This window comes from Thermomonospora umbrina (assembly GCF_003386555.1).
In the GTDB taxonomy this organism is placed as follows: Bacteria; Actinomycetota; Actinomycetes; order Streptosporangiales; family Streptosporangiaceae; genus Thermomonospora; species Thermomonospora umbrina.
The window spans coordinates 6,402,046-6,423,098 of sequence record NZ_QTTT01000001.1; the positions used below are offsets into that span (position 1 = coordinate 6,402,046).

Genomic DNA, 21,053 nt, shown 5'->3' on the forward strand with positions numbered 1-21,053 from the left:
TCGCGCGGCGGATTGCGCGTTCGTTGGCCTTGCGTGCGTCATGGGCTGCGCGGGCGTCGTGTTCACGACCGGCGCGCAGGAGCTCCTGCTCGGGCTGCTCCTGCTCGCTGTGTCTGTTCACGGGACGCGTCCGCACGCCGTGGCGCGCCTGAGCATGTCGACGTGCGCGGCGAACACGCGGCCACCGAACGTGTCGGCGAGGTGGGAGGCCAGGGTCGGGTAGTCGTCGGCCGGGATCCATGCGGCCCGGGCGGCGTCGTCTCCGGCGGCCACCGCCGGGAGACGCCTCTGCGCGCCGAGGTCCGCGACGCAGAGGACGGTGACCATCCATGCCTCGTCCGAGGCGCGGGGGTCGGGGACGTATCGGGGGCGGGTCGCCCGCCATGCCTTGGTGGGTACGGACAGCCCGGCCTCTTCGGTGAGTTCCCGCCGGGCGGCCTGCAAGGGTGTCTCCCCTAGGTCGACGTACCCTCCGGGGAGCGCCCAGCCGTGCCCGTCGGCGCGCTCCACCATGACGATTCGGCGGCGGCCGTCGTGCTCGGCGGACACGAGGGCGTCTGCGCAAAGCTGTTCACCCCAGTGGCCCAGTTCGTTGCGGCCGAACCGGACGCGGGTGCGTTCGCAGGGGTTGACGGGGCGCCCGTTGATCACAGGGAAGGGGATGGCGGCTCGCGCTTGGCGGGTGGGCCAGTCGATGCGGGTGGGGTCGGTTTCGGCTTCGGCCCAGCCTTCGCGGACCCCCTTGTCGTAGACGTCTGGGTGGGTGTAGGTCCGGGGCATGAGTTCTCCGAGTCGGGGCCTGCGGTTGCGATGCGCCGTCAGGACCGGGATTGGATGTGAGTGACCGTGGGGTGTTCCGGGTGCTCGGCCGCGTGCGTTCCTGCCGCGTTCCGCGCGGCTTGGGCCGTGCGGTAGTTGTTGCCGGTCCACGGGCAGGCCCCGCACCGCCAGGCGTAGTCGTCTCGGAGCGGGTTTCGCCAGATGGCCCGGCCGGGGCCGTACAGGACGGTTCCCGGGGGCAGGTTCACGGACCGGCCGAGAGCGGGGAGTACAGCGTCGGTGCCGTGGTCTTTGACAGCGATGTGGAAGACCACCTCGGCGGCGCGGATGTCGCCGTTGGCGAGGAGTCCAGTGATCACCTCGATGCCGTGGGCGATCGACGGCGTTCTGCCCGTCATCGCTTCACCGGCTCTTGTGAGTGCTTGGTGTGCGCCCGGGCCCTGTGTTCATCGATGGCGTACTCGGGGTCCTCCGCAATGCGCCGCCGGGCGCGGGCCTACCTTCGTGCTCATCGTTCATGCCGCACCTCCGGTCAGGTGGTTCTGCGGCTGGCCGGTCACCTGGTCGGCGACCTTGTCCAGGACCCGCCACAGCGTGTCGGTGGGTCCCCATTCGGGGTCGATGATCGTGATCTGCCATCCGGTGACCACGTCGCGGGTGGCGGCCTTCGAGCACCCGTCGACCAGGTAGGTCGCGACGTCGCGGCGGCTGAGGCCCACGCCGAAGGACGTGACGCCGCCGCCGTCGCGGGTGGTGACAGGCACCTCCGTCTGGGTGACGCGGCGGGGGGCGCCCTCGAACACCACGACCTGGAGCCCGGCCCGGCGGGCTTCGGTCAGCAGCAGGTCGGCGTGCTCACCGGGCGACGCGACGATCTCGACGGCGGCGCGCTGCCTCCAATGACCTCGCGCGTTCACTTCGTCGGCGCCGGGCTGCGAGGCGGTGGTGAGGAATCCGGCCCGGTTGATCCTGATGAGCGTCGGCGCGATCTCGGCCGTCTCGAGGTTGGGCGGGCCGAGGTAGCCGGGGGTCTGCTCCAGCTCGCCGGCCAGCCACCGGGCGGTCAGTTCGGCGAGGTCGGTGAGGCTCTGGGCGGAGGCCCACAGCTTCCGCTCGGATCGCTTCATGAGCGGTACGCCGATGACCAGCTCGCGCAGGACACTCGCCCGGCGGCGGGGACTCATCGGGTCCTGCCGTCGCTGGTGTGGTTGCAGGTGTCAGGCATTGGTGGGTCTCCTTCGTGGGTGCTGCGCGGGGGTGAACGTGGTCACGATCTGCCTTCCGGGTGGTGGTTTGGTTTGGTGTTCCGTGAGCCGGCCCGCCACGGGGCAGCGGGCCGGCAGGATGCGGCACCAGCCACTACGGGGTCAAAAGCGGATCGTGTCGGTCTCGCCGCAGTCCATGCAGGTGTACGTCGCGTGCGTTTTGTCCATGCTGCTGATGGCGATGCGCTCGTTGTTGCCGCACTCCTCGCACTTGAGGTCTTTGCCTTTGACGTTGACGGACATTTCGTGGCCTCCAGTCGCGGGTCAGATGATGCGGAGCGCGGTGAGGAAGTCGCGCCACACCGGCTCGAGGTCGGTGAGGGCGGAGATCTCGGCCGGGGTGTACCAGGCCAGGTCGGCCGACTCTGCGGGCGCGGCGCGAGTCTCCGCGCCCGCCGGGATAAGGGCGTGGTAGACCCGCCACAGGTGCCAGTGGTCGCCGCCGTCGACAGGGGAACGGCGGCACCGGTTCTTGGCGGTGGTGGTCAGGGCCAGGCGGAGGGTGCGGGCGGGGACGCGGAGGCCGGTCTCCTCTTCCAACTCGCGGACGGCGGCGTCGAGGTAGACGCTCTCCTCGCGGCGGCCCTTACCGGTCGGGATGCCGTCGAGTTCGTCGACGTGACCGGCGGACGGGGCCTTCGCGATGGGGAACTTCTTCCGCTGGAACAGCAGGTAGCGGCCGCTGCGTTCGGCTATGACGCCGACGCTGGTGTGGTTGCAGGTGTCGGGCATGCGGCGATGGTCCATTCGAGGGGTCAGAGGCGGATGGTGGTGGTCGTGCCGGATCTCATGCGGCTGTAGGTGAGCTGCTGGCCGTCCATGTAGCTGATGGAGTTGCTTTCGGTGTTGCCGCACTTCTTGTTCTGGCACTTGAGGGTCTTGCCTTTGACGTCCATGGCATTTCACGGGCCTCCGATTTGGTCAACTGGCGGGCTTGTCGAAGCGCTTCTCGTGGACGGACGCGGTGCAGTCGTTGCAGGTGACGCTCACGAAGACGTGGTCGGCGTCATGCGGCTCGTCGATCACGTACGACACACTGAGGTGGGTGCATGGCCTGCCGCGCCGGTCGGTGTACTTGCTGCCGCACGGGAGGAGGTTGTTGTAATCGATGTTCATGTTCGCCTTCGGGTCGGGTGATGCGGAGTGTGTTGAGATCCTGCGCCGGGGATTTCCTCCAAGGGGTTAGGCGGCGCGGGCGTCCGCCGGTCGAATGCCGGTCGAGTTGACATGGATGAAGCCGGCTGCGGTGAGGTCGTAGACGGTGGTGGTTTTGCCGAGGGCGATCACCGGGCCGGTTGAGTGGACGCGGGACGACTCGACAAGCCCGGCGCGCATGGCGTCCCTGAGGGTGGTGCGGACGAGGTGGTAGGAGATGCCCTCGGGCAGCAGCCCGACGAGGCCGTCGAACGTCTGGGCGGGCCTCAGGGAGGCGGCCCGCAGGACCATCCGGTCGAACGCGTCCCAGCCCTGAACGGCGGTGGAGGTGTGGACGAGCGTGGAAGTCATGGCGGTCTCCCTAGGTGTCTCGGTCAGGCGGTCAGGAACGCGTAGTACTGCTCGGCGGAGGCCAGGAACCGGGCCGAATCCTCGCTGGGCCACAGCCGGCTCGGGGTCGCGAAGTAGGCGTTGGACCAGTGGCGCCCCAGGGCCATGTAGCGGGCGTCCTGGTCGGACTCGTCGGCGGCCTCCCCGAGCCACCGGAGGATTGGTGCGGCGTTCGCCTTCACGGCTTCGGGATCGGACTTGTCTTCGGTTAGAGCGGCAGCGAACTCGAGGATGCGGTCACGGTGGTAGGCAGGGACGGTCACAGGTGTGGTTCCTTCGGGTTAGGCGGCGCGCTGGTAGCGGCCGTAAGCGGGTTGGGTGAGGTGACCGGAAGCGACGAGTTCCTTAAGAAGGGTCGCGATCCGGCGGGGGGAGAGGTCGACGTGCTTCTCGACATCGGCCGGGCGGGACGCTCCGGCCGCGACCGCCTTCAGCACGGCCAGGTGCGACGCCGACAGGTCAACGTGCGCAGAAGCGGGCTGGGTCGGGCGGCGGAGATCCTCCACGCTGACCGGCGCGGGGAACGCGATGATCGAGCCCATCTCCCCGGACGGGACCGACTGCGTCTCGGCGGGCCCGGCGATCATGTCGGCGGGCAGGTGCCCGTCCCGGAGCGCCTGCACGCGGGCGGCCGACGCGGACCGGCCGGTGTCCTCGCTGACGTGCCGCTCCCGGTACGCCGTCCCGGCTGCAAGGGTCGCGGTCGCGGTCAGCTTGTCGAGGCCGGGCCGGGGCTGGACGACAAGCCACTTGCCGGCTTGGTCGCCGGTGTTGCGGTTCCGGAACGGCGCGGTCCGTACTCCGGTCTCCTCGCTGCCCTGGATGTAGCCGTAGCCGGGGATCTTCGGGAGCGACTTGGGGTCGACGTCCATGCCCGGCATGAGCTGGCCGGTCTGGTTGCTGGTGGAGCGCAGCACGATCGCGTTGCCCTCCATCACGCTGGAGCGGAGCGGCTCCAACCCGCCGAACGTCTCCAAACCCGGGTATTGGCTGATGCACAGCAACGCGATGCCGAGCTTGCGGCCCTCGCGGGCGATCCGGTCCCACAGACGGGCGATGTTCGGGTCCCTGAACAGGTTGTGGCATTCCTCGATCACGATCAGCAACCCGGGGCGCTGCGGGCCGGGCGTGAACCCGGTCCACCCCTCGACGGCGGACTCTTCACCGCGGGCATCGAGCATCGCGATCACCGCATTGAGGACGTCGCCGGCGTTCCGCATGGTGCCGAACCAGTGCGCGTACTGGGTGAGCGCCGGGGACGACACCCCGTTCTGCGGGTCGATGTAGATGTACTCGGTGTCGCCTCCAGATAGAGCGGAGATGACGATGTTCTCGACCAGCCGAGATTTGCCGATGCCCGTGCCGCCGATGATGACTCCGGACCACATGGACCCGTCGGTGTACAGCCTGTACTGCGCTTCGCCGGCGCCGTCGGCGTAGGGGCCGAGGTCCAAGAGGCCGCCGCGTCGGCGGGGCCCGTCGAAATCGAGGTTCCCTCGAATGGGCGAGTCGGTGACGATCTGGAACCGGACCCTGGCGGGCCGGTCTTTCTCCCCGGGCTGAGTGGGCCAGGCGTCTGCGACGAGGTCGGCTACGCCGATGTTGAGGCCCGTGGAGATCTTGTCGAGGTTCGCCATCACGGTGGCGAGGGTCTGTTTACCGCGCGCCAGCTCGAGCGCGAACGAGATCGTGTGCTTGGTGGGCAGCGGCAGCGAAAGCCGCGATCCCGGCAGCGGCCCGGACTGGCCACCGACGTAGGATGCCCAGTCGACCATGATCTGCTGCGCCGTGGACGGCTGCTCCTCGACGAGCACGGGCTCCTCTTTCTCGCCTGTGGGATAGCCGATGCGGTTGGTCTGCCACCAGCGGGCCGCCAGCCCGTACTCCACGGCAGCGAGAGCGCCGACGTGTTCGGGGCTGAGTCCGTACGGGGCGAGGGTGAGCCACGCGGTGCCGGCGAGTCCGCCCCAGAACACCCGCCCAGCCCATCGAGGCCAGCGGCGGCGTACCCTCCACACCGCGCCGAGCGTCGCGCACGCGGCGGTGCCTCCCGCGAGAATCGACGCCGCCAGCGGCGTGGTCGTCCCTGCCGCTACGAGCGCCTCGGCGGCGAATCCGGCGCCGATGACGGTGGCAGCGGCGGCGTGGGGAACGGATTGGCGGCGGAGCCTCCACGCGGTGGTGTACGCGTCGTGGCGGAGTCTTTGGCCGAGGCCCTCGGGAAGCCACCGGCGCCCGCCCGCGTCGTCCTTGCCGCCCTCGGGCAGGTCGATGACGAGGGTGTCGGCGGCCGGCTCGGTGGTGGGGATAACGGGTTCGAATGCGCGGTCGGTTTCGCCGAGCAGGATCGCTCCGCCCGCCGCCTTGGTGGTGGTGTGGTTCACGCCGTGCTCCTCGATGCGCGCTGTCGTGGACGTGGCGTCCTGGGGGGTGCCCGTACCGGCGGTGCGGGACGGGCACCCGGACAGGACGTCAGTCCTGGGTGACGAACTGCTTGTCGCCGGCGTCGTGGTTGGCGGCGTAGGCGTCGCTGACGCTGACGTGTCGGGTCAGGGCCGCGTTCGCGGCGTTGAACGCCGTCATCGCCTGCGTCAGGGCCTCCTGCGCCTGCGCCAGCGCGGACAGGGCGGGGCCGCTCACTCCGCCCGCCTGCAGCGACGCGATCGAGGTCTCCACGGATGCGGCACCCTGCATGCACTCGGACGCCATGGTGTTGGTGTAGGCGAGGGCCGCCGACAGGTTCGGGGTCTCTCCACTGACGCTCACATCTGCCTCCTTGATGGGTTCCGGCATGGCGGCGCGGGGCCGCCATTTGCTGATGTCGATGACCACGGCGGCCGGTGCCGGTTCCGGCCGTGTGGTGTCCGGGTCCCCCACGGGGGCGGGGACGTTCGGGGCTGCTGCGTGCTGTGGGTCGGGCGACGGCGCCGGGCGGGAGGCCGGTGACGGCTGCGGGACCGGCGGTGGAGCCGTGGGGCGTGTGCGGCAGGCCCGGCACAGCGGATCCGCAGTGGGCGTGTAACCGGCGACGTCGGCCGGGTCCATCCCGGCGCCGCAATCGCCGCACGGGATGATCACCCCGTCGTCGCCGCTGCTGTTGCCGGTCGGGGCGGGGGGCGGCTCCACCTGAGGGGTGGGGCGGGCGCGGTTCTCTCGGCGGGCGGCTTCCTCGGCGTCCTCGAGCTCCCACGCCTCCCGGCGCGCGGCCCGCTTCTTGGCGCGGGCCCGCTCCCGCTTCTCGCCCGCGTCGGCGACCGCCTGCTCCAACTCGCCGGCGAAGAACCGCTTGAGGGGTCCGTCGCCCTTCTCACGGCGGCGCGCCGCCCGCTCCTCACGGGCTTGGCGGCGCGCCTCGCTGCGCCGGTAGCTCGGCGGCATCTTCCCGGTCGCGCGGAAAACTAGATCCTGCGTCGTGTTCCGCACCAGGAAGTAGGCGATCAGCAGCGACATGACGATGGGGTCCATGTCACTTGCCGCCGAGCTGGGAGAAGAACGACGCCATCTCCGCCTGCACGGCCGTGACGGCGTCGCCGCCGGTCGCGCCCATGCTCCCGCCGACGACCAGCGCCAAGACGGTGGGGAACAGGACCGCAGCCATCTGCGCGCCGTTGTCGGCCACCCTGTCGAACGCGATGTCCGCTACCGCGACGCCGACGAGGATGATCGCGACCGCGATCGCCAAACCGGTCGCGAACCCGCCCTCCCCGGTGACGTTCGACATGGTGTTCCCAGACCAGGAGATCAGGGCGGCGAACCACTGGCCGAGGAACGTGGCGGCCAGACCGCACCCGGCGATCACGGCGACGAGCATCGTCAGGACCGCGACCGCGTCTCGACCGCGTCCCTTCGGGTTGACCCTCTTGTTGATCACGAACAGCAGCCCAGCGGCGGGCAACAACACAAGCCATCCCATGGGGTTCTCCTCTCTAGATGAGCCAGGACAGCGGCGGTAGACGGTGAAGCAGGACGAGCAGCACGACGGTGGCGAGGAGACGCGCGGGACGCTCGGTCACCCAGTCGATGAGGCGGCACAGCCCGGCGGCGGGCAGCGCGACGGCGAGGCAGTAGACCTGCCCGGCCTTGCGGAGGGCGCCGTCGCCGGTCCACTCACCGCGGGTTGCGTAGGACCACCGCTCGGCGAGCGACGCCGCCGGCTGCGACCACATGTCGGGCGGCGTGAAAGCCGCGGCGAGCCTCCTACCGGAGTCCTTCAACTCCGCCAGGTAGTCACTCATCGTGACGGTTTCGGGGGTGTCGTCGGGGTCGTCGACGGGTGCAGAGTCGCCTTGCGGGACTGCACTCTGGGGGGGGTAACCTCGCGCGCGCCCGCGCGCGGCGCGCGTTGGCCCCCTCCGGGCGGCTTCTCCGGACTCTGCACTGCACTCTGCACTGCAGAGTCGACTCCCCCAGCCTGGGTGTCACGGACCGTGGTCATCGGGCATCCCCTCGGGATGTGGCGTAAAGGCGGTCGCCCTCGCCGACGAGGGCCTCGACCATCCGCTCCGCCGACTGCGGCTGCTGGTTGGTGCGGTACGCGCTGCGGTAGTAGTCGACGGCCGCGGCGAGCCTGGTGAGCGGGTCGGCGGTCGCGGCGAGTCGCTCGTTGAGGGTCTGGCGGCGCCGCTCGGGCCTGGCGACCCGCAAGGTCGGCTTGCCGGACTTGCGGCGCTTACCGGCCATCGGACGCCCGCCTCATCTGGACGACCACCAGTGCGACTGCACCGGCGGTTCCCAGAAAGAACAGGGCGCGGGCGGCGAACAGCGGAGGGATGCCGAGCCAGACGAGGACCCAGCCGATGACCAACAGGGGCACGATCCCGGCGACCGCGCTCACTGCGGCGGTCACTGCGGAGGTTCGTGAGGCGAGGCGCGTTCCCTGGTTCGACGTGAGTTCGCGAACCGTGTGGCGGATGCCGCCAGTTCGGCGAACCTGCTGGCCGCGAACCGGGTCGCGGTCGTTGGTGGTTCGTGGTTCGTGGTTCATCTCGACTCCGGTTCGGGTTCGGTGGTTCGTGGTTCAGGAGGCTTTGGCTGCACGGTTCGCGAACTCCTTGCGGGCAGCCGTGAGCCGGTGGAACGCGGTGGTCTTCGCGAACCCGAGCTCCTCACGGACCACGCCGAGAGTGACGGCCTTGAGTCCGCGCTCCTCGATGAGGTCCAGAACCTGCTCAACCTCGGCGGCCTTCTTGGCGGCCCGGTCGTTGAGGTTCGCGGTTCCGGTTCGCGTGGTTCGGGGTTCGCGGTTCACCGTTCCCGGCGGGTTCGCGTCGGGTTCTTGAACCTTGAGGTTCGGCGGTTCGCCGGTTCGGGTGACGGGGTTCGCGGGCTCGGGTTCTCGAACCGATGCACGGTTCGGGTTGTCCGGGCTCGAGGCCATGGGAACGGCAGGGAGGTTCACCGCCCGACCACAGATGACCGGGAGGTTCGGAACCGCGCGGCTCACCGTTTCGGGGTTCGCGGTTCGTGATCCGGTGGGCAGACCACCCCAAGAGGGCGTGACGACCGGCGGCCCCTCGGTTCGGTAGACGGGCGGCGCCAACGAAGTCTCAGAACGAACCGTGACTTGAGGGCGCGCCGGTCGAGCCACGTCCATCGTGTGCGAGACGGGGCGGCGTGGCGCCGATGCCAGCGCCCGCACGACATCCTCCGCTGGCAGGTCCAAGCCGCGGTCGGCCAGAAACTTCTGAGTCCGAGCGGTCTCCCATCCCAACGTCACCAACTCGTCGTCGGACAGCTCCGGCCCGGCTGGAGCCTGGACCGTCGGCGCGGTGGTGGGTGCGGTGTCCGCGTCGTTGCCGCCGAGAGCGATGCTGCGGAGTTTGGCCTCGTCCTCCTCCTTGACCTTCTCGGCTTGGTCGTGGATCGCGTCGGCGGACGCGGACGCGATCTCGTGCGCGAGGAGGCTGAACGCGGCGGCTCCGATGGAGCAGGCGACACCGACGGCACCGGCGCCTTTGAGGTTCGCGGCCATCGACGCCATTAGCGGGGCGATCATCAGGACCCACAGGACGATTTTCTGACGACCGCTGATACTGCCGCCGAACCGTGTGAGGTGGCTGCGGTAAAGGATCACCGTGGTTGTGAGGCCGGTCATGCCGACTTCGGCGATCCACCCGGCCTGCCATGGCGCCTTGTTCTCGGTGGCGAACTTCGCCACTCCGGACGCGGCGCCGACGGACAGCGACAGCGATGCGACGAGGGCAGCGGCCATGAACCGGCGTCGGCCCTCGTGCAGGGCCAGTACGGAGCGGGCGGGGCTGGTGGTGTCGCGGGCGTCCTGAACGGCATCAAGGGCGGCCTCGGCGCGCCCTGCCCGCTGGCCGGTCACCCGGTGGCGGCGCACCGTCTGCTCGTGGAGGGCGTCCAGCATGCGGCGGTGCTCGTCGTCGCGGAGCTGGTCGGCGTGCCCGCGGACGGCGGGGTTGGTGCGCGGGTCGCTGAGAAGGCCCTGGCCGGGGATGCGCGCCAGTTCGCCGGCCTCGGCGGTCTGCTGGGCGACGACCTCGGCGACGCTGCCGCCCCGCTGCTCGCGCCTGTTGAAGAGCCACATCAGGCCGCTACCTCCTGTTCGTGTCGGGCTCGGCGGCGGAGCACGCGGCGCTGGCCCTCGGACTTCCCGCCCCACACGCCGAAGGTGATTGCGTTGTCGAGCGCGTATTCCAGGCACTCGGCCTTGACCGGGCAGCCCGCGCAGACCCTCTGCGCGTACTGGACGGAGCCGCCCTTCTCGGGGAAGAACGCCTCCCCGTCGGCGCTGGCGCAAGCCGCATGCGCCTGCCACGCGAGTTCGGCGCTGACGTCGGTGAGGTAGTCGAGCGTCGACGTCTCTGGACGCGGCGGCGCGACGATCGACGCGCGGACGGTCTGTCGGGCGGTCATCGCTCGCACCGCCTCAAGCGGCGGGTCTGGGTGATGTCCACCCACCGGTCGTCGCCGATGCAGCGGACGAACGACCCGCCGGTCTTGAAGAACTTCCCGATCAGGTAACTACCGGTCTTGCCGTTGGCCCGGTCGCCGGGCTCGGTGACGAGGTTCCCGGACCAGAACATGAAGTAGTCGTCGTACTCGGGCCGGTAGGTGGCGTCGGGGCGTCCGTGGTTGGTGAACGTGTAGCCGGACACCGAGTAGACGGTTGCGGCGTTGAAGTCGCTGCCGGCGGTCAGGGCGTCCATCAGTGGGTCCGCCTTTCGAGGAGTCGGGTCCGGGGCAGGTCGACGGTGGAGCCGTCGGTGAACCGGATGCTGAGCCCTGCCTGGACGGCGACGGTGCCGACGACGATCGCGGCGCCTCCGCTCCGGCGGGGGGACAGATTGTGCGCCCACACCAGCAGGTGGTCGCCGGGCCGCGTTTGGTGGTCGCGACCGGCGGGCCCGAGGTTGGTGTAGTCGGCGGTGGCGGTGGAGACCGTCCGGTCGGTCCATGCGCAGTTGTTGGTGAGGTCTTCCATGTCAGTGGGCCTCTTCGGGGAACAGTTCGGCGTCGATGCGGGCGAGTTCCACCTCGAACCGAGGGGAGAGTTCGCGGGTCATGGAGTCGGGGTGGCCGGGCGGCGGCTCGGTGGCGAGGACCAGGCGGGTGTCGCCGAGCTCGCATCGCGCGCACACCCGGTACGGGCCGAAGATGTCGCCGCGGTGCTCGATGGCGGGCTCGACGTCCCACCAGTGACCGACGACGGCGCAGGCGATGCGGCGTCCGACGGCGGCCAGGAGGTACAGCAGTGGCATCGACTCGGCGCTCATCGCGGCACCTCGCGATCCCAGAGTCGGGCGAAGATGTCACGAATCTTCGGCGGCGGGCCCGCGGCGGCGACCTGCTCGAGGAGATCCTCGTAGGCGGCGTGGAGCGCGTCGTCGAGGTCGATGTCGTTGTCGCTGGGCAGGCGCCCGTAGGTGTCGGTGAAGTGCGCGATGTAGGCGCGCCACCCGTCGCAACCGACGTCGCGGCAGAAGCACCGGGTCGTGCCGTCCGGGACGGTGACCCGCTCAGTCTTGCCGCAGAGGCAGACCAGGACCGCGGTGCTGGTGCCGGCGGGGACGTCGAGACGCCAGGTGTGGCGGCTGGCGAGGCTGTGGAGGATGCGGAGGGCGGCGTTCACAGCGCGACCCCCAACGCGGACGCGATGCCCACGGCGGTGATGAACAGGCCGACGGAGAGGAAGACCACGATGAGGAACTGCCTGGCGGGCTCGTCCCGCCAAAGCAGGTCGATGTCCGTCTCGGGCTGGTCCGCGTCAGCGCTGAGACGAAGCTTCGGCATCGCCCGGCACTCGCCGGCGTGCTTGTTGGCTGCCGCTCGGACGGCCTTCAGCCTGGCGTCCAGGTCGGAGAACCATGACCCTCCGCCCTGGTCGCAGCCGTGGCACGTCCAGGAGGGGGACACGTCGTCGTCGGAGGTCCCGTGGGTGGTGACGGTCGCGCCGCCCACCGTCAGGAACCGCATCATCACGTCGTCGGACCGGCCGCTCGGGGTGGCGGGCTCGACGGTCTGCCGCAGGAACGCCCGGGGGATGCGCGAGATGAACGTCACTGCTCGGCCCTCCGGGGCTGGTACTCGCGGTCGATGTCCGCTGCCTGGACCCGGTGGCCTTCGGGGCAGCGGAACAGGATCGGGCCGCCCTCGAGCGGGGTGCCGTGGCTGGGGCACCAGGCCGTGGGCCGCGCGCTGGTCGTAGTGGCCATCACTCCGCCCCGTCCGGGTCGAGGAGGTCGGCGTGCGCGGTCAGCGCGGCGGCGGCGTTGCGCGCCTCTCCCGGGCTCAACTCCCTGAAGAAGGCGTCGCCGCCGGCGAGCACCACGATCGGCGGCCCCCCGGGCTTGGACTCGGCGTTGATCCGAAGCTCGTCGCACACCCGGCGGCGCCCGGTGGGGGCGTCGACCTCGTAGGTGTGGCGACGGGTCGTGATCCGCGTGTATTCCGTCACGCAGGCCGCGTTGTCGGGGTCGGTGTGGTCGGCGATACAACCCGCCAGGCACACGACCGAGGCGGTCGGCGGCCGGGTGATGGTGGTCGCGGTCACAGGGCACCGCCGGGAAGCCGGTTGGGCTCCAGCGACCAGAACACGAGGCTCCAGGTGGTGAAGGAGTGCTTGGTCTTCAGCGCGGAGATGACCTGCGCGAACATCTGCTCGCGGGTCTTGCCCGTCACGTCCACGACGCCGGATGCCGACTGGATGGCAGGGGTGGTGCCGCTGCGGCGGGATCCGGGCTCGGGTCCTGTGGCGGGACCGTCCTGGATCTGGATGGTGATGACGTAGTGGAACTCGGTGGCTCCGTTGGCGGCGGCGGTCACTTCTTGCCACCGCCGTTCCGCTTCGCGTCGCAGGCGTCGCGGACGGTCGCGGGCTCACCGGGGGTCCGCTGGGCCATGAACGTGAAGGTCTTACCGCCGGGTTGGACCAGCGTCTTGGTGCGGCCGGACTGGGGTACCTTGGTGCCCATTGGGGCCGTCTCCTTCCTGTGAAGTGGATCTAGTTCGGTTCCATCCGCCCCGTCCCGGCGTCGGTAGCGCCGGGCGGGGCTTCGTCGTTCTAGGTGGCGGCCTTTGCGTCCGAGTCCGACGCGGCGCTGTCGCCGGTGACGAGTCGGGCGGTGGCCTCATCGAACGCCCGGGACTTCCCACGCCCGGTCACCCCGCCGACCACGCTTCTGCCGGGCAGCTCGGTCACATCACCGGCCGCCATCTGCTCCGCGATCACCAGCGACCCGCCGAACGCTGTGGGGCCCGGCCGTGCGGTGTTCGTCATCCGCGTCTTCAACCCGACCTTGCGGCCCATCCGGACCATCCGCTCGACCAGCCGCACACACTCGAGGTCGTCGAGGACGGCCTGCGTCTCCTCGATCGTGATGACGACCAGGTGAAGCCCGTGCTTCTCGTCGCCCGCCACGAACTCGGGGAGGCCCAGCTCGGCGATCCTCGCCGCACGGTCCTCGATCTCGGCGCACGCGTCCTGCAGGAGCATGCGGGCGGCGTCTGGGGTGCGGGCGTACCGGTCGGCCTTGCTGCTCCAGTCGGGCAGGTTCGTGTACAGGTCGATGACCCAGGTCTGGGTGTTCGGGGCGTTGATCTCGTCCGCCAGGCGCTGGCGGACGGTGAACGTCTTCCCGGACCCGATCGGGCCCGTGATCAACTCGTTGATGACGGTCACGCGGGACTCCTTCGGTTCGGTGATGTGGGCGTTCATGCCGCGCCTTCGCTGACTCGCGCGAACCAGGCGTCGGCGTACTCGTCGAAGTCGACGCCCCGGCCCGCGCGGACCTCGGCATCGAAGCCGTCCACGAACTCGCGGAGGACCCGGTAGCTGCGGCCGAACTTGCGTCCGGGGAGGCGGCCTGCGCGGAAGAGGCGGTAGACGACGACGGCGCTGATACCGAAGACCTGCGCGGCGTCCTTGACCGTGACGTACCGCTCCGTTGGGTGCGGGCTCTGTTCGGTCTGGGCGCTCTGCGGCGGCTCGGTGCTCTGCATGCTCCAGACTTTATAGCGATACAGAGTAACGCTGCAAGGTGGTGACAGGACTTTGACCAACAAGAAAGCCCCCGGCTCGCGCCGGGGGCTGGGGTGGGGGCGAAGCGGTTAGTCCGCGACCTGCCGATATCGCAGCTCGTACAGGTTCCCGCCCTTGATCATCACCGTGGCCTCCACGGGAAGATCGTCGTGAGAGTAGATGGTCCGGAACTGCCGGATCACTGGGACGTTCGGCAGGTCGAGGAGTTCGATCTCTTCGGTTGTGGGGTGGCGTGCCGACACCTCATCAATGAACCGAACCTGTGGAAATCCAAGATTCGCGAGGACTCTCGGGGCACCGCCCTTGATCTTCCCCGCGCGGGCGAGTGGCGTGCCAGCGGCCAGGGGGAGCGGATAGTACGAGTAGCAGACCTCTACAGGCTCGCCCTGGTATCTGGTGATGCGCCGCCGCAATATGGCCTCACCTGAGTCGTCCAACCCCAGCGCTTGAGCTACTTCGGGTGGCGGCTCGAGTTGGGTGACGTCCAACAGGTCGTAGGTGAAGCCGTCTGGGCTGGGGGTGAAGTATGCGGCGACGTCGACCTTGAAGGGCTGCTTGTCGCGGACGTAGACGCCCTTGCCTCGACGCCCGTAGAGGAAGCCCTCGGTTTTCAGCACGTCGAGGGCCCGCTGGATCGTCGGGTTGGCCGCCTGATAATGCTCCATCAGTTGAGCGGTGGAGCCGAGTTGCTCTCCAGGTTGAAAGTCGCCGGCCATGATCCGGGCGCGGAGGTCCGCGGCCACGCGCTCGTGTAGTGGACGCTTGTCTTCTGGGCGGGGCACCGAGATCAACCGACCGTCAGTCGGTAGCGGAGGAGGCGGCCCTCGGCCAGCATCGTCATCACGGACACCTCGAACGGTGTTCCTTCCTGGGTGAGGACCGTACGGCGCAGCACGATCACGGGCGTTCCCTCGGGGCGGTGCAGGAGTTCAGCTTCCGGCGCTGTCGCCGGACGGAACGCGATGTCTTCCAGCACTTCGTGCGCGTGGTAGCCGAGTTCAGACAGCAGCGCCACGGCACCGCCCTTGATCTTGCGCTGCTCGGCGAGCGGCGTGCCGCTGGCGAACGATGCCGGATACCAGGAGTCGGTCAATTCGACGGGGGTGTCGTCGAGGAGCATCACCCGTCGGCGCACGACCGCAGGCATTCCAGTAGGTAGCTGCAGAGCGTCGGCAACGGCCGGCGGGGGTGAGGTCTCAGTGACTTCTCGGAGGCGTTGTGTTCCGGCCCCGCCAGCCTGCGCGGCCTCCTGCGCCCAAGGGTCTGGGGCATCGCTGGTGCGAGGGGTGAGGTACGGCAGTGAGTTGGCGACCCACACGGCGCTCCCTCCTATCGTGTCTCACGTACAACTTTATAGCGCTTCGCAATAAGGTTGGCTCCACGGTACCTGCGAACAGGAGGATCATGCCCGCTCTGCCAGATGCACACGGAACCCACCCCGCTCGCCGGTCCAGTGTCGAGCAGCAGGTGCCCGGCACCGTCCCAGCGCAGCAGTAATGACAAAGCCCCGGCGCTCGCAACGCCGGGGCCAGTCGAAGATCGGAGAGCTGCACACGGCCAGACCGCTACAGTCCCACGTTCACGCATCACGACTGTAGCAAGTCGCGACTAGTCGGCGCAGCAGACTAGGTCCGTGGCGTAGGTCTCCGATCCCTCGAAGATCGGAGCAGTACGCATGGCGCGGAAGATCCGTCCCGACGACGAAGACCCCGACATCCCCTTCAGCAGAAGGTGGAACGTCCTGGTCAACGCCCTCTTGGTCGAGTCATCAGTCAAGCTCGTCGCCCGGGTCGCCATGGACTACGCCAACTATTACGACAGGGACAACGGGCGCGTCGCTGGCGGGAACGTCTACCCCGGCAACGAACTCCTCGCCCGCGAGACTGGCCTCAGCGAGCGGTCGGTACGCACGGCCTGGGCGGTCCTCCGCGGTCTCGACATGGCTGAGCGGACCTCGACCGCCAGCTACGACCCGAAGACGAGGAAGCGGACAGCCGATGAGTACCAGCTCATGATCCCCGAGGGCTGGGAGCATCTGCCGATCTTGGGCCCGAACTCCGGGAGGTTCCGCTGCGTGCACTGCGAGTGCCTGTTCAACCCGCAGGGGAACTCCTCGGTCGACTCCAAGGGGCGGGTGTCATTCCAAGTGCATCGCCTCTGCTTCTGCCCTCCACCTCGGGACAAGGGCAAGGGTGAGGGCTGCTTCAGCCTGTGGACCCAGGCCCGCCAGGCAGCGGAGGCGACATCGTGGCGTGATCTCGGCGGCGACGTCTGGAAGCTGTTCCGGGAGGCACGAGATGACGACTGGTGATCCTTCGGGCTTGGCGGTAATCATTGCCGCTACCGGCAGCAGTAGCCGCCAAGCCCCGGCAGCGGTTGCCGCCACCTCCTGGCAACGGTTGCCGCCAAGCCCCGGCAGCAGTTGCCGCACACCATTGCATCCAACCAACCCACCCACCAGCGCAGAAGACCACCCCGCGCTCCTTCGTCGCGCGGGCACCGTTTCGGCTGAGCATCGGCCAACCCAAGAAGGGAATCCCCTCGTGAGCGAAGCCCCGGACCAAGACCGGCCTGTTGAGCCGCCGTCCGACTGGGTCATGGACGGGCCACTGATCGTTCAGCTACATGATCAGTTGATCGTGTTCCAGGACACGGGAGGATTCGGAAAGCTCGGTCCCCGATGCATCGCACAGGTCGGCCGCGGTAGGCGGTGTGAGGCTAGTGTCCAGCGTCACGGCGGGTCAGGGACGTGGCAAGAATGCTCGATCGCTGGCACCTATGGCGAGGTCGAAGCCTGGACGCGTGGGGAGACCCCCGTCGACTGCTACATCCGGCAGCGCTGCGAGGAGCACCTCGACGTGGCTGTGCCTGACGCGGTTCCCCCGTCTTGGGAGCTGTTCAACCCCGGCATTCATGCTGGCCTCATCGAGTTCCCAATCCGGATGACATTGACCTCTGAGGGCATCAGGATGATCAGGAACGGTGAGGAGGTCACTGACTATTGGATCAGCCAGGGCCTCGAGCTTGGGAAGTTCGGTGAGGTTCTGCGTCGCGCCAGGGACGCCCGAGTCGAATCACCTTCCCGCGCCGCTCTCTACCGGTATTTCGACGCCGACGAAGTCCTTCTGTACGTCGGCATCACCGGTGACCTCATGCGCCGCGAGAGGAGCCACGTCAAGCGGTCGTCCTGGATGGAGTTCATGGCCCGGTCGACCGTTGAGCGCTTCTCAAGCAGGGAGGAAGCAGAGGCCGCAGAGGTGGCCGCGATCGGGTCGGAGCTCCCTCTGTTCAACGCAAGGCACAACGGCACCCCCGATGCCCGCCAGCGCCTAGTGAAGTACCTGATCAAACATGGTCGGGTGGACCTGCTGTCCCCGGCCGTGTCTCGGGGCTGACGCCTGCTGGGAGGGCGGAACCCAGTCCGCCCTCTCCACGGAGGGTGGACTCTGTTCCGCCCACTGGCGCACGGCCCGGCATGGGCCGCAGATTCTGCAGCCCGCAGATTCCGCAGGGTGCAGGATCTGCGGGACTGTTCGCCCCGCGCGGCTTCCGAACAGACGCTCGCCCACAGGCGGGACCTACCGCACCTACCGTGGAGCCGTGCTGTCAGGGCGACGTGTTCTGGTTCTTCCGCCGTTCGGTCCGCTTCTTTCTGTAGGCAGCCTTCCTGTCCGGTTCGACGTAGAGCTCGTACACCGCCTCCTCGATCAGGTCAGCGACGTCGTCGACCTCGTCCGCGGAGTACTCGAGGCCGTCGTGGATGCTGTCATTGCCGAGCATCCTGACCTCGTGGAAGTCGGCGATCGTCTCCGGGGCGAGCCCGTTGGCGGCGAGCGCCTCGATCCGCTTGTAGAGGTTGGGGCCGGTGGCTTTGAAGTCGTTGCAGATCTCTTCGACAGCGGCCCTGTACAGGACTCCGGCGGCGCGCCTGGCGCCGGCCGTCTGGCAAAGTGATCCCTCCGTGAAGAAGGAGCGGACCGGTTCGGGGGCCGCTTCCTCCAGTCCTCGAGGCTGTGGTCTCGGGTACAGCGTGACCTCGTGCCGGCGTACCTCTGTCTTGCCGCCTTCAAGCGGAAACGGGAGGAAGTGGACGAGGCGGAGAGTCGGCTCCTCGCAGTGGCCACACACCCACACCTCTTCGGCAACCTGCATCGCAGGCGACTCGATGACCGCCTCCAGGACGTGGGGGTACTGGGAGATCCGGCCGTAGCCTGGTCGTAGCCGTCTCTCGTCTACGCACGTCATGGAGACGTGAAGGTTGCAGTGCCCGCATCGGGCGGGTTCCTTCTTAGGCAGCTTGACCAGGCCGTCGCTCATGCGTCAGTGCTACCGCATCGTCGGGTGCTGCGACCAGCGTTTTCCTACCGCGTTCCCGGTTCGCTGCGGCCCACGGAGCTGATGAACTTGTGTCTGGTCTGCGTGGCGTTCCCGGTTGTATCCGTCGGATTGACGTACCACCCAGTAGCCCCGCCTCGGGCGACCACTCGGCGTAGGTTTGCCCCATGAACCCCTCGTCACCGCCACCCTGCTGCGAGTACCCCGGCTTGGTCTTCCCAGACGGGGAGCGTTATTGCGCCCGGCACCAATCGCCCGAGCAGCGCGCATTGGTCAGGGAGCTGGATCGCGGGGCCCGCGCCATCGGAATCCGCCCCGAGAGTAGCCAGCTTGGTTGGCCGTACGGCCCGAACAACGACGTACGGGCCAGGCAAGGGTTGCTTGAGTGGGCGGAGCCCCGCGGGCTGCGTCTGACGGGCGTTCATACCTGTCTGCGGTGGTTGCGTGGGCGCCGTTGCGGTCACTGCGAGCTGGCAGGGTGGTTCGAGCACGTCACCGGCTGGAATCGTGATCGCCGGCCTGCCGTCCTCCTCGCACAGCCCTATGGGATCGGAGGCGAAGCCATTGCGGAGCTGAATGCCTTGCAGCGTGAGGGCTTCGTCGTGGACATCGGGCGCCCCGGGTCTGGCTGGTACGCGAACGGCACCACAGCGGTGGAGATCTGGAGCCCGGCCGCCGAAGGGACAACCAGATGGCGGCAACAGCCCCGATACCGTTGACCGCCGTTGGGCCGCCCGCCCACGATGGGGACGACATCCCCTTGACAGGGAGCCCGCCGTGACGGACACCGGTAAGCACAGGCCACCCCCGCCCAAGGACAACCCGAAGCCGCAAGGTCCGCCGACGCAGGACGAGCAAGGGCCCAAACCCGGCGGGACCCGCGGGAAATGACCACGGCCCCGGACTCTGCTGCGCTGGCGACCGCGCCACCTAAGTGGGCGGACCATGCGCTTCGCTCCGGCCGCCTGGACGCCGGCTGGGCGCCGATCCTCGCCTCCCTGCCCCGGAGCCGGTTCCTCCCGGACCTCATCTGGCCCAAGGACCCGGAGACCGGGCAAAACATCCCCGTCGACAAAGCCACCGCTCCCGCGGCGTGGCGCAGGTGGGCCGACGCCGACGTCCCGATCGTTACGCAGTGGGACGACCAACCGGCCGGCGGCCCCGGCGTCGCGGCGACGTCGTCGGCGTCGCAGCCCGCCCTGGTGGTGGACATGCTCGCCGAGCTGGACGTCCGGCCGGGGCACCGGGTGTTGGACGCCGGCACGGGGACCGGCTGGACCACCGGGCTACTGGGCGCACGGACCGGCTCGGCGAACGTCGTCGGGATCGAGTACGACTCCGCCGTGGCCGACGCCGCTCGGGCCCGCCTGCGCGCGGCCGGACTCGGCCCCCTGGTGGTCACCGGCGACGGTGCGGTGGGCTGGCCGGACGGCGCTCCCTACGACCGGGTCCAGTGCACCTACGCGGTACGGCGGATCCCTCCGGCATGGGTGGAACAGACCCGCCCCGGCGGGCTGATCGTTGCTCCTTGGGAGCCGGGCCTCGCAGACCACGGCGCGGTCGTGCGCCTCACCGTCGGCGAGGACGGCACGGCCTCGGGGCCGTTCATCCGGAGCGTTCAGTTCATGGGCTCCCGCCCCGAGCGGCTGACGCGGGTGGAGCGGGAGGACTACGTACCGTCCGGCGACGGCTGGCCGGACGGCACCGTCCAGACGATCAGCACGCTGCGGCCGGTCGACCTGTGGGACACCCCGTACAACGCGGCGTGGTGGACGGTCGGGCTCCTGGTGCCCGACGCCATGCATGCCACCAGCGTCCGTGACGACGGCACCGTCCTCGGCTGGCTGTTCAGCGTCCGCTGCCGATCGTGGAGCATCGCCTATTTCGACGACGACCCCGAGGCTGAGGTCTACCAGGGCGGCCCACGCCGGCTGTGGGACGAGGTTGAGGCGGCACACCGCTGGTGGATCGAGCAGGACCGCCCTGGGCATGAGGACTTCGGGCTGACCACCGGCGCGAACGGCGAACACGTGTGGCTGCGCAATCCGGGGCACCCGCTGCCCGAGATGCCGTGAGGCAGCCTCAGTACCGGGATTCGGGGCTTCATTGTCGCGTCCGGCTCGGCTATTGGGGGTCAACCTCCACCAAGGGCAGACCCGAGCACATTCACGAGCACGTCCCGGCCGAGGCCGCTGACGGCTTGGCCGGCGCGCCTCAAGCGCCCGGCTTCCTCCTCGTCCTCCGCATTGTCGGCGGCTTGTTGCAGTCCGGCAACGAGCCGGTCCGCCAGCACTTCGGGCGTGGGCCACGTCCCCACGGTGCGTCTAGCGTGCCCGCTCACATCCCGGATGTTGTCAATGGTCCGAATGTCGTCCCCGAAGCCCGTGCAGTCAGTGAATTGGAAGAACGGCGGTGACTCACTCGCAAGCGCGGCGAGCGCCAACTCCACGGTCCGAAGGTCGAAGCCGGTGCGCTCGGCCACATCGTGCGGGCTCACATGGACCCGCCCCTCATCGGCCAGGTCAACGATCGCGGTGAGGACGGGCCCATCCCGGCTCGTCCAGGTCTCCCTTTTCATGCCAGCACGGTAGCCCCTGCGCTGTCGCGTTGGGCGGGAGTTGCGG

General features: G+C 69.1%; 35 protein-coding genes. 3 read left to right on the forward strand and 32 right to left on the reverse strand.

Features of this window, described 5'->3' with window-relative positions:
- Positions 1–117: 117 nt before the first annotated feature.
- From DFJ69_RS28835 to DFJ69_RS28955, 30 genes are all read right to left on the reverse strand, one after another.
- The gene (locus tag DFJ69_RS28835) at positions 118–780 is read right to left on the reverse strand and encodes an NUDIX domain-containing protein (protein ID WP_116025495.1); all 663 of its coding nucleotides are present in this window, start codon (positions 778–780) and stop codon (positions 118–120) included.
- A gap of 38 nt (positions 781–818) precedes the next feature.
- The gene (locus tag DFJ69_RS28840; RefSeq protein ID WP_116025496.1) at positions 819–1,178 is read right to left on the reverse strand and encodes a hypothetical protein; all 360 of its coding nucleotides are present in this window, start codon (positions 1,176–1,178) and stop codon (positions 819–821) included.
- Positions 1,179–1,295: 117 nt separating this feature from the next.
- Complete coding sequence (locus DFJ69_RS28845) at positions 1,296–1,964, reverse strand: DUF6919 domain-containing protein (protein ID WP_116025497.1); 669 nt, start codon at positions 1,962–1,964, stop codon at positions 1,296–1,298.
- Between the two features lie 183 nt (positions 1,965–2,147).
- Complete coding sequence (locus tag DFJ69_RS34565) at positions 2,148–2,288, reverse strand: hypothetical protein (RefSeq protein WP_170177821.1); 141 nt, start codon at positions 2,286–2,288, stop codon at positions 2,148–2,150.
- Between the two features lie 21 nt (positions 2,289–2,309).
- Positions 2,310–2,777 carry an NUDIX hydrolase gene (locus DFJ69_RS28850; protein ID WP_170177822.1) on the reverse strand — a complete coding sequence of 156 codons (468 nt, stop codon included), beginning with the start codon at positions 2,775–2,777 and terminating at the stop codon, positions 2,310–2,312.
- Between the two features lie 23 nt (positions 2,778–2,800).
- A complete protein-coding gene (locus tag DFJ69_RS34570) occupies positions 2,801–2,941 on the reverse strand; it encodes a hypothetical protein (RefSeq protein ID WP_170177823.1) in 141 nt (46 codons plus the stop codon).
- Positions 2,942–2,966: 25 nt separating this feature from the next.
- Positions 2,967–3,161, reverse strand: a complete 195-nt coding sequence (locus DFJ69_RS28855; protein WP_116025499.1) for a hypothetical protein — start codon at positions 3,159–3,161, stop codon at positions 2,967–2,969.
- A 66-nt stretch (positions 3,162–3,227) separates the two neighbouring features.
- Positions 3,228–3,551, reverse strand: coding sequence for a hypothetical protein (locus tag DFJ69_RS28860; RefSeq protein ID WP_116025500.1), 324 nt, complete (start codon positions 3,549–3,551; stop codon positions 3,228–3,230).
- A gap of 23 nt (positions 3,552–3,574) precedes the next feature.
- Entirely contained in the window at positions 3,575–3,772 is a 198-nt protein-coding gene (locus tag DFJ69_RS28865) for a hypothetical protein (RefSeq protein WP_147312449.1), read from the reverse strand.
- Positions 3,773–3,871: 99 nt separating this feature from the next.
- Positions 3,872–5,974 (reverse strand): ATP-binding protein, encoded by a 2,103-nt coding sequence (locus DFJ69_RS28870; protein ID WP_116025502.1) that lies wholly within the window; start codon positions 5,972–5,974, stop codon positions 3,872–3,874.
- Positions 5,975–6,062: 88 nt separating this feature from the next.
- Entirely contained in the window at positions 6,063–7,055 is a 993-nt protein-coding gene (locus tag DFJ69_RS28875; RefSeq protein ID WP_116025503.1) for a hypothetical protein, read from the reverse strand.
- Position 7,056: 1 nt separating this feature from the next.
- On the reverse strand, positions 7,057–7,503 hold the full coding sequence (locus DFJ69_RS28880) for a hypothetical protein (protein WP_147312450.1): 447 nt from the start codon (positions 7,501–7,503) through the stop codon (positions 7,057–7,059).
- Positions 7,504–7,516: 13 nt separating this feature from the next.
- Positions 7,517–7,825, reverse strand: coding sequence for a hypothetical protein (locus DFJ69_RS28885; RefSeq protein ID WP_116025505.1), 309 nt, complete (start codon positions 7,823–7,825; stop codon positions 7,517–7,519).
- A 196-nt stretch (positions 7,826–8,021) separates the two neighbouring features.
- On the reverse strand, positions 8,022–8,270 hold the full coding sequence (locus tag DFJ69_RS28890) for a hypothetical protein (protein WP_116025506.1): 249 nt from the start codon (positions 8,268–8,270) through the stop codon (positions 8,022–8,024).
- A complete protein-coding gene (locus DFJ69_RS33895) occupies positions 8,260–8,574 on the reverse strand; it encodes an exosortase/archaeosortase family protein (RefSeq protein ID WP_147312451.1) in 315 nt (104 codons plus the stop codon). Before DFJ69_RS33895 ends, DFJ69_RS28890 begins: the two co-directional genes overlap by 11 nt.
- 33 nt (positions 8,575–8,607) lie before the next feature.
- Positions 8,608–10,140 (reverse strand): hypothetical protein, encoded by a 1,533-nt coding sequence (locus DFJ69_RS28895; protein WP_116025507.1) that lies wholly within the window; start codon positions 10,138–10,140, stop codon positions 8,608–8,610.
- A complete protein-coding gene (locus DFJ69_RS28900; RefSeq protein ID WP_116025508.1) occupies positions 10,140–10,469 on the reverse strand; it encodes a WhiB family transcriptional regulator in 330 nt (109 codons plus the stop codon). The genes DFJ69_RS28895 and DFJ69_RS28900 overlap by 1 nt, the downstream gene beginning before the upstream one ends.
- Positions 10,466–10,762 carry a hypothetical protein gene (locus tag DFJ69_RS28905; protein ID WP_116025509.1) on the reverse strand — a complete coding sequence of 99 codons (297 nt, stop codon included), beginning with the start codon at positions 10,760–10,762 and terminating at the stop codon, positions 10,466–10,468. The genes DFJ69_RS28900 and DFJ69_RS28905 overlap by 4 nt, the downstream gene beginning before the upstream one ends.
- Positions 10,762–11,037, reverse strand: coding sequence for a hypothetical protein (locus DFJ69_RS28910; RefSeq protein ID WP_116025510.1), 276 nt, complete (start codon positions 11,035–11,037; stop codon positions 10,762–10,764). The genes DFJ69_RS28905 and DFJ69_RS28910 overlap by 1 nt, the downstream gene beginning before the upstream one ends.
- Before the next feature lies 1 nt (position 11,038).
- Positions 11,039–11,329: a hypothetical protein gene (locus tag DFJ69_RS28915; RefSeq protein WP_116025511.1), complete on the reverse strand. Its 291-nt coding sequence runs from the start codon at positions 11,327–11,329 to the stop codon at positions 11,039–11,041.
- Positions 11,326–11,685, reverse strand: a complete 360-nt coding sequence (locus DFJ69_RS28920; protein ID WP_116025512.1) for a hypothetical protein — start codon at positions 11,683–11,685, stop codon at positions 11,326–11,328. The genes DFJ69_RS28915 and DFJ69_RS28920 overlap by 4 nt, the downstream gene beginning before the upstream one ends.
- Positions 11,682–12,116 carry a hypothetical protein gene (locus DFJ69_RS28925; protein WP_116025513.1) on the reverse strand — a complete coding sequence of 145 codons (435 nt, stop codon included), beginning with the start codon at positions 12,114–12,116 and terminating at the stop codon, positions 11,682–11,684. The genes DFJ69_RS28920 and DFJ69_RS28925 overlap by 4 nt, the downstream gene beginning before the upstream one ends.
- Entirely contained in the window at positions 12,113–12,268 is a 156-nt protein-coding gene (locus DFJ69_RS34575; RefSeq protein ID WP_170177824.1) for a hypothetical protein, read from the reverse strand. Before DFJ69_RS34575 ends, DFJ69_RS28925 begins: the two co-directional genes overlap by 4 nt.
- A complete protein-coding gene (locus DFJ69_RS28930; RefSeq protein WP_116025514.1) occupies positions 12,268–12,606 on the reverse strand; it encodes a DUF6907 domain-containing protein in 339 nt (112 codons plus the stop codon). The genes DFJ69_RS34575 and DFJ69_RS28930 overlap by 1 nt, the downstream gene beginning before the upstream one ends.
- Positions 12,603–12,878, reverse strand: coding sequence for a hypothetical protein (locus tag DFJ69_RS28935; protein WP_116025515.1), 276 nt, complete (start codon positions 12,876–12,878; stop codon positions 12,603–12,605). Before DFJ69_RS28935 ends, DFJ69_RS28930 begins: the two co-directional genes overlap by 4 nt.
- Entirely contained in the window at positions 12,875–13,027 is a 153-nt protein-coding gene (locus DFJ69_RS34580) for a hypothetical protein (RefSeq protein WP_170177825.1), read from the reverse strand. Before DFJ69_RS34580 ends, DFJ69_RS28935 begins: the two co-directional genes overlap by 4 nt.
- Positions 13,028–13,116: 89 nt before the next feature.
- Entirely contained in the window at positions 13,117–13,734 is a 618-nt protein-coding gene (locus DFJ69_RS28940) for a DEAD/DEAH box helicase family protein (protein WP_147312452.1), read from the reverse strand.
- A gap of 32 nt (positions 13,735–13,766) precedes the next feature.
- A complete protein-coding gene (locus tag DFJ69_RS28945) occupies positions 13,767–14,054 on the reverse strand; it encodes a helix-turn-helix domain-containing protein (protein ID WP_116025517.1) in 288 nt (95 codons plus the stop codon).
- Positions 14,055–14,162: 108 nt separating this feature from the next.
- Positions 14,163–14,837 carry a GntR family transcriptional regulator gene (locus DFJ69_RS28950; RefSeq protein ID WP_245974622.1) on the reverse strand — a complete coding sequence of 225 codons (675 nt, stop codon included), beginning with the start codon at positions 14,835–14,837 and terminating at the stop codon, positions 14,163–14,165.
- A gap of 44 nt (positions 14,838–14,881) precedes the next feature.
- A complete protein-coding gene (locus DFJ69_RS28955; RefSeq protein WP_211328835.1) occupies positions 14,882–15,412 on the reverse strand; it encodes a GntR family transcriptional regulator in 531 nt (176 codons plus the stop codon).
- Positions 15,413–15,769: 357 nt separating this feature from the next.
- On the opposite strand from DFJ69_RS28955, the gene DFJ69_RS28960 reads away from it, so the two are divergent.
- Positions 15,770–16,405 carry a hypothetical protein gene (locus tag DFJ69_RS28960; RefSeq protein ID WP_116025519.1) on the forward strand — a complete coding sequence of 212 codons (636 nt, stop codon included), beginning with the start codon at positions 15,770–15,772 and terminating at the stop codon, positions 16,403–16,405.
- Positions 16,406–16,637: 232 nt separating this feature from the next.
- Entirely contained in the window at positions 16,638–17,489 is an 852-nt protein-coding gene (locus DFJ69_RS28965) for a GIY-YIG nuclease family protein (protein WP_116025520.1), read from the forward strand.
- 211 nt (positions 17,490–17,700) lie between these two features.
- Here DFJ69_RS28965 and DFJ69_RS28970 read toward each other — a convergent pair whose 3' ends face one another.
- The gene (locus DFJ69_RS28970; protein WP_116025521.1) at positions 17,701–18,411 is read right to left on the reverse strand and encodes a DUF4145 domain-containing protein; all 711 of its coding nucleotides are present in this window, start codon (positions 18,409–18,411) and stop codon (positions 17,701–17,703) included.
- Positions 18,412–19,316: 905 nt separating this feature from the next.
- On the opposite strand from DFJ69_RS28970, the gene DFJ69_RS28975 reads away from it, so the two are divergent.
- Positions 19,317–20,504, forward strand: coding sequence for a methyltransferase domain-containing protein (locus DFJ69_RS28975; RefSeq protein WP_116025522.1), 1,188 nt, complete (start codon positions 19,317–19,319; stop codon positions 20,502–20,504).
- Between the two features lie 59 nt (positions 20,505–20,563).
- On the opposite strand, the gene DFJ69_RS28980 is transcribed toward DFJ69_RS28975, so the two are convergent.
- On the reverse strand, positions 20,564–21,007 hold the full coding sequence (locus DFJ69_RS28980) for a hypothetical protein (RefSeq protein WP_116025523.1): 444 nt from the start codon (positions 21,005–21,007) through the stop codon (positions 20,564–20,566).
- Between the last annotated feature and the right edge of the window lie 46 nt (positions 21,008–21,053).

Coding starts and splice junctions, on each gene's coding strand:
- DFJ69_RS28835 (WP_116025495.1), bottom strand. CDS start 780: ATGCCCCGGACCTACACCCACCCAGACGTCTACGACAAGGGGGTCCGC.
- DFJ69_RS28840 (WP_116025496.1), bottom strand. CDS start 1,178: ATGACGGGCAGAACGCCGTCGATCGCCCACGGCATCGAGGTGATCACT.
- DFJ69_RS28845 (WP_116025497.1), bottom strand. CDS start 1,964: ATGAGTCCCCGCCGCCGGGCGAGTGTCCTGCGCGAGCTGGTCATCGGC.
- DFJ69_RS34565 (WP_170177821.1), bottom strand. CDS start 2,288: ATGTCCGTCAACGTCAAAGGCAAAGACCTCAAGTGCGAGGAGTGCGGC.
- DFJ69_RS28850 (WP_170177822.1), bottom strand. CDS start 2,777: ATGCCCGACACCTGCAACCACACCAGCGTCGGCGTCATAGCCGAACGC.
- DFJ69_RS34570 (WP_170177823.1), bottom strand. CDS start 2,941: ATGGACGTCAAAGGCAAGACCCTCAAGTGCCAGAACAAGAAGTGCGGC.
- DFJ69_RS28855 (WP_116025499.1), bottom strand. CDS start 3,161: ATGAACATCGATTACAACAACCTCCTCCCGTGCGGCAGCAAGTACACC.
- DFJ69_RS28860 (WP_116025500.1), bottom strand. CDS start 3,551: ATGACTTCCACGCTCGTCCACACCTCCACCGCCGTTCAGGGCTGGGAC.
- DFJ69_RS28875 (WP_116025503.1), bottom strand. CDS start 7,055: ATGGACCCCATCGTCATGTCGCTGCTGATCGCCTACTTCCTGGTGCGG.
- DFJ69_RS28880 (WP_147312450.1), bottom strand. CDS start 7,503: ATGGGATGGCTTGTGTTGTTGCCCGCCGCTGGGCTGCTGTTCGTGATC.
- DFJ69_RS28885 (WP_116025505.1), bottom strand. CDS start 7,825: ATGAGTGACTACCTGGCGGAGTTGAAGGACTCCGGTAGGAGGCTCGCC.
- DFJ69_RS28890 (WP_116025506.1), bottom strand. CDS start 8,270: ATGGCCGGTAAGCGCCGCAAGTCCGGCAAGCCGACCTTGCGGGTCGCC.
- DFJ69_RS33895 (WP_147312451.1), bottom strand. CDS start 8,574: ATGAACCACGAACCACGAACCACCAACGACCGCGACCCGGTTCGCGGC.
- DFJ69_RS28895 (WP_116025507.1), bottom strand. CDS start 10,140: ATGTGGCTCTTCAACAGGCGCGAGCAGCGGGGCGGCAGCGTCGCCGAG.
- DFJ69_RS28900 (WP_116025508.1), bottom strand. CDS start 10,469: ATGACCGCCCGACAGACCGTCCGCGCGTCGATCGTCGCGCCGCCGCGT.
- DFJ69_RS28905 (WP_116025509.1), bottom strand. CDS start 10,762: ATGGACGCCCTGACCGCCGGCAGCGACTTCAACGCCGCAACCGTCTAC.
- DFJ69_RS28910 (WP_116025510.1), bottom strand. CDS start 11,037: ATGGAAGACCTCACCAACAACTGCGCATGGACCGACCGGACGGTCTCC.
- DFJ69_RS28915 (WP_116025511.1), bottom strand. CDS start 11,329: ATGAGCGCCGAGTCGATGCCACTGCTGTACCTCCTGGCCGCCGTCGGA.
- DFJ69_RS34575 (WP_170177824.1), bottom strand. CDS start 12,268: ATGGCCACTACGACCAGCGCGCGGCCCACGGCCTGGTGCCCCAGCCAC.
- DFJ69_RS34580 (WP_170177825.1), bottom strand. CDS start 13,027: ATGGGCACCAAGGTACCCCAGTCCGGCCGCACCAAGACGCTGGTCCAA.
- DFJ69_RS28945 (WP_116025517.1), bottom strand. CDS start 14,054: ATGCAGAGCACCGAGCCGCCGCAGAGCGCCCAGACCGAACAGAGCCCG.
- DFJ69_RS28960 (WP_116025519.1), top strand. CDS start 15,770: ATGGCGCGGAAGATCCGTCCCGACGACGAAGACCCCGACATCCCCTTC.
- DFJ69_RS28970 (WP_116025521.1), bottom strand. CDS start 18,411: ATGAGCGACGGCCTGGTCAAGCTGCCTAAGAAGGAACCCGCCCGATGC.
- DFJ69_RS28975 (WP_116025522.1), top strand. CDS start 19,317: ATGACCACGGCCCCGGACTCTGCTGCGCTGGCGACCGCGCCACCTAAG.
- DFJ69_RS28980 (WP_116025523.1), bottom strand. CDS start 21,007: ATGAAAAGGGAGACCTGGACGAGCCGGGATGGGCCCGTCCTCACCGCG.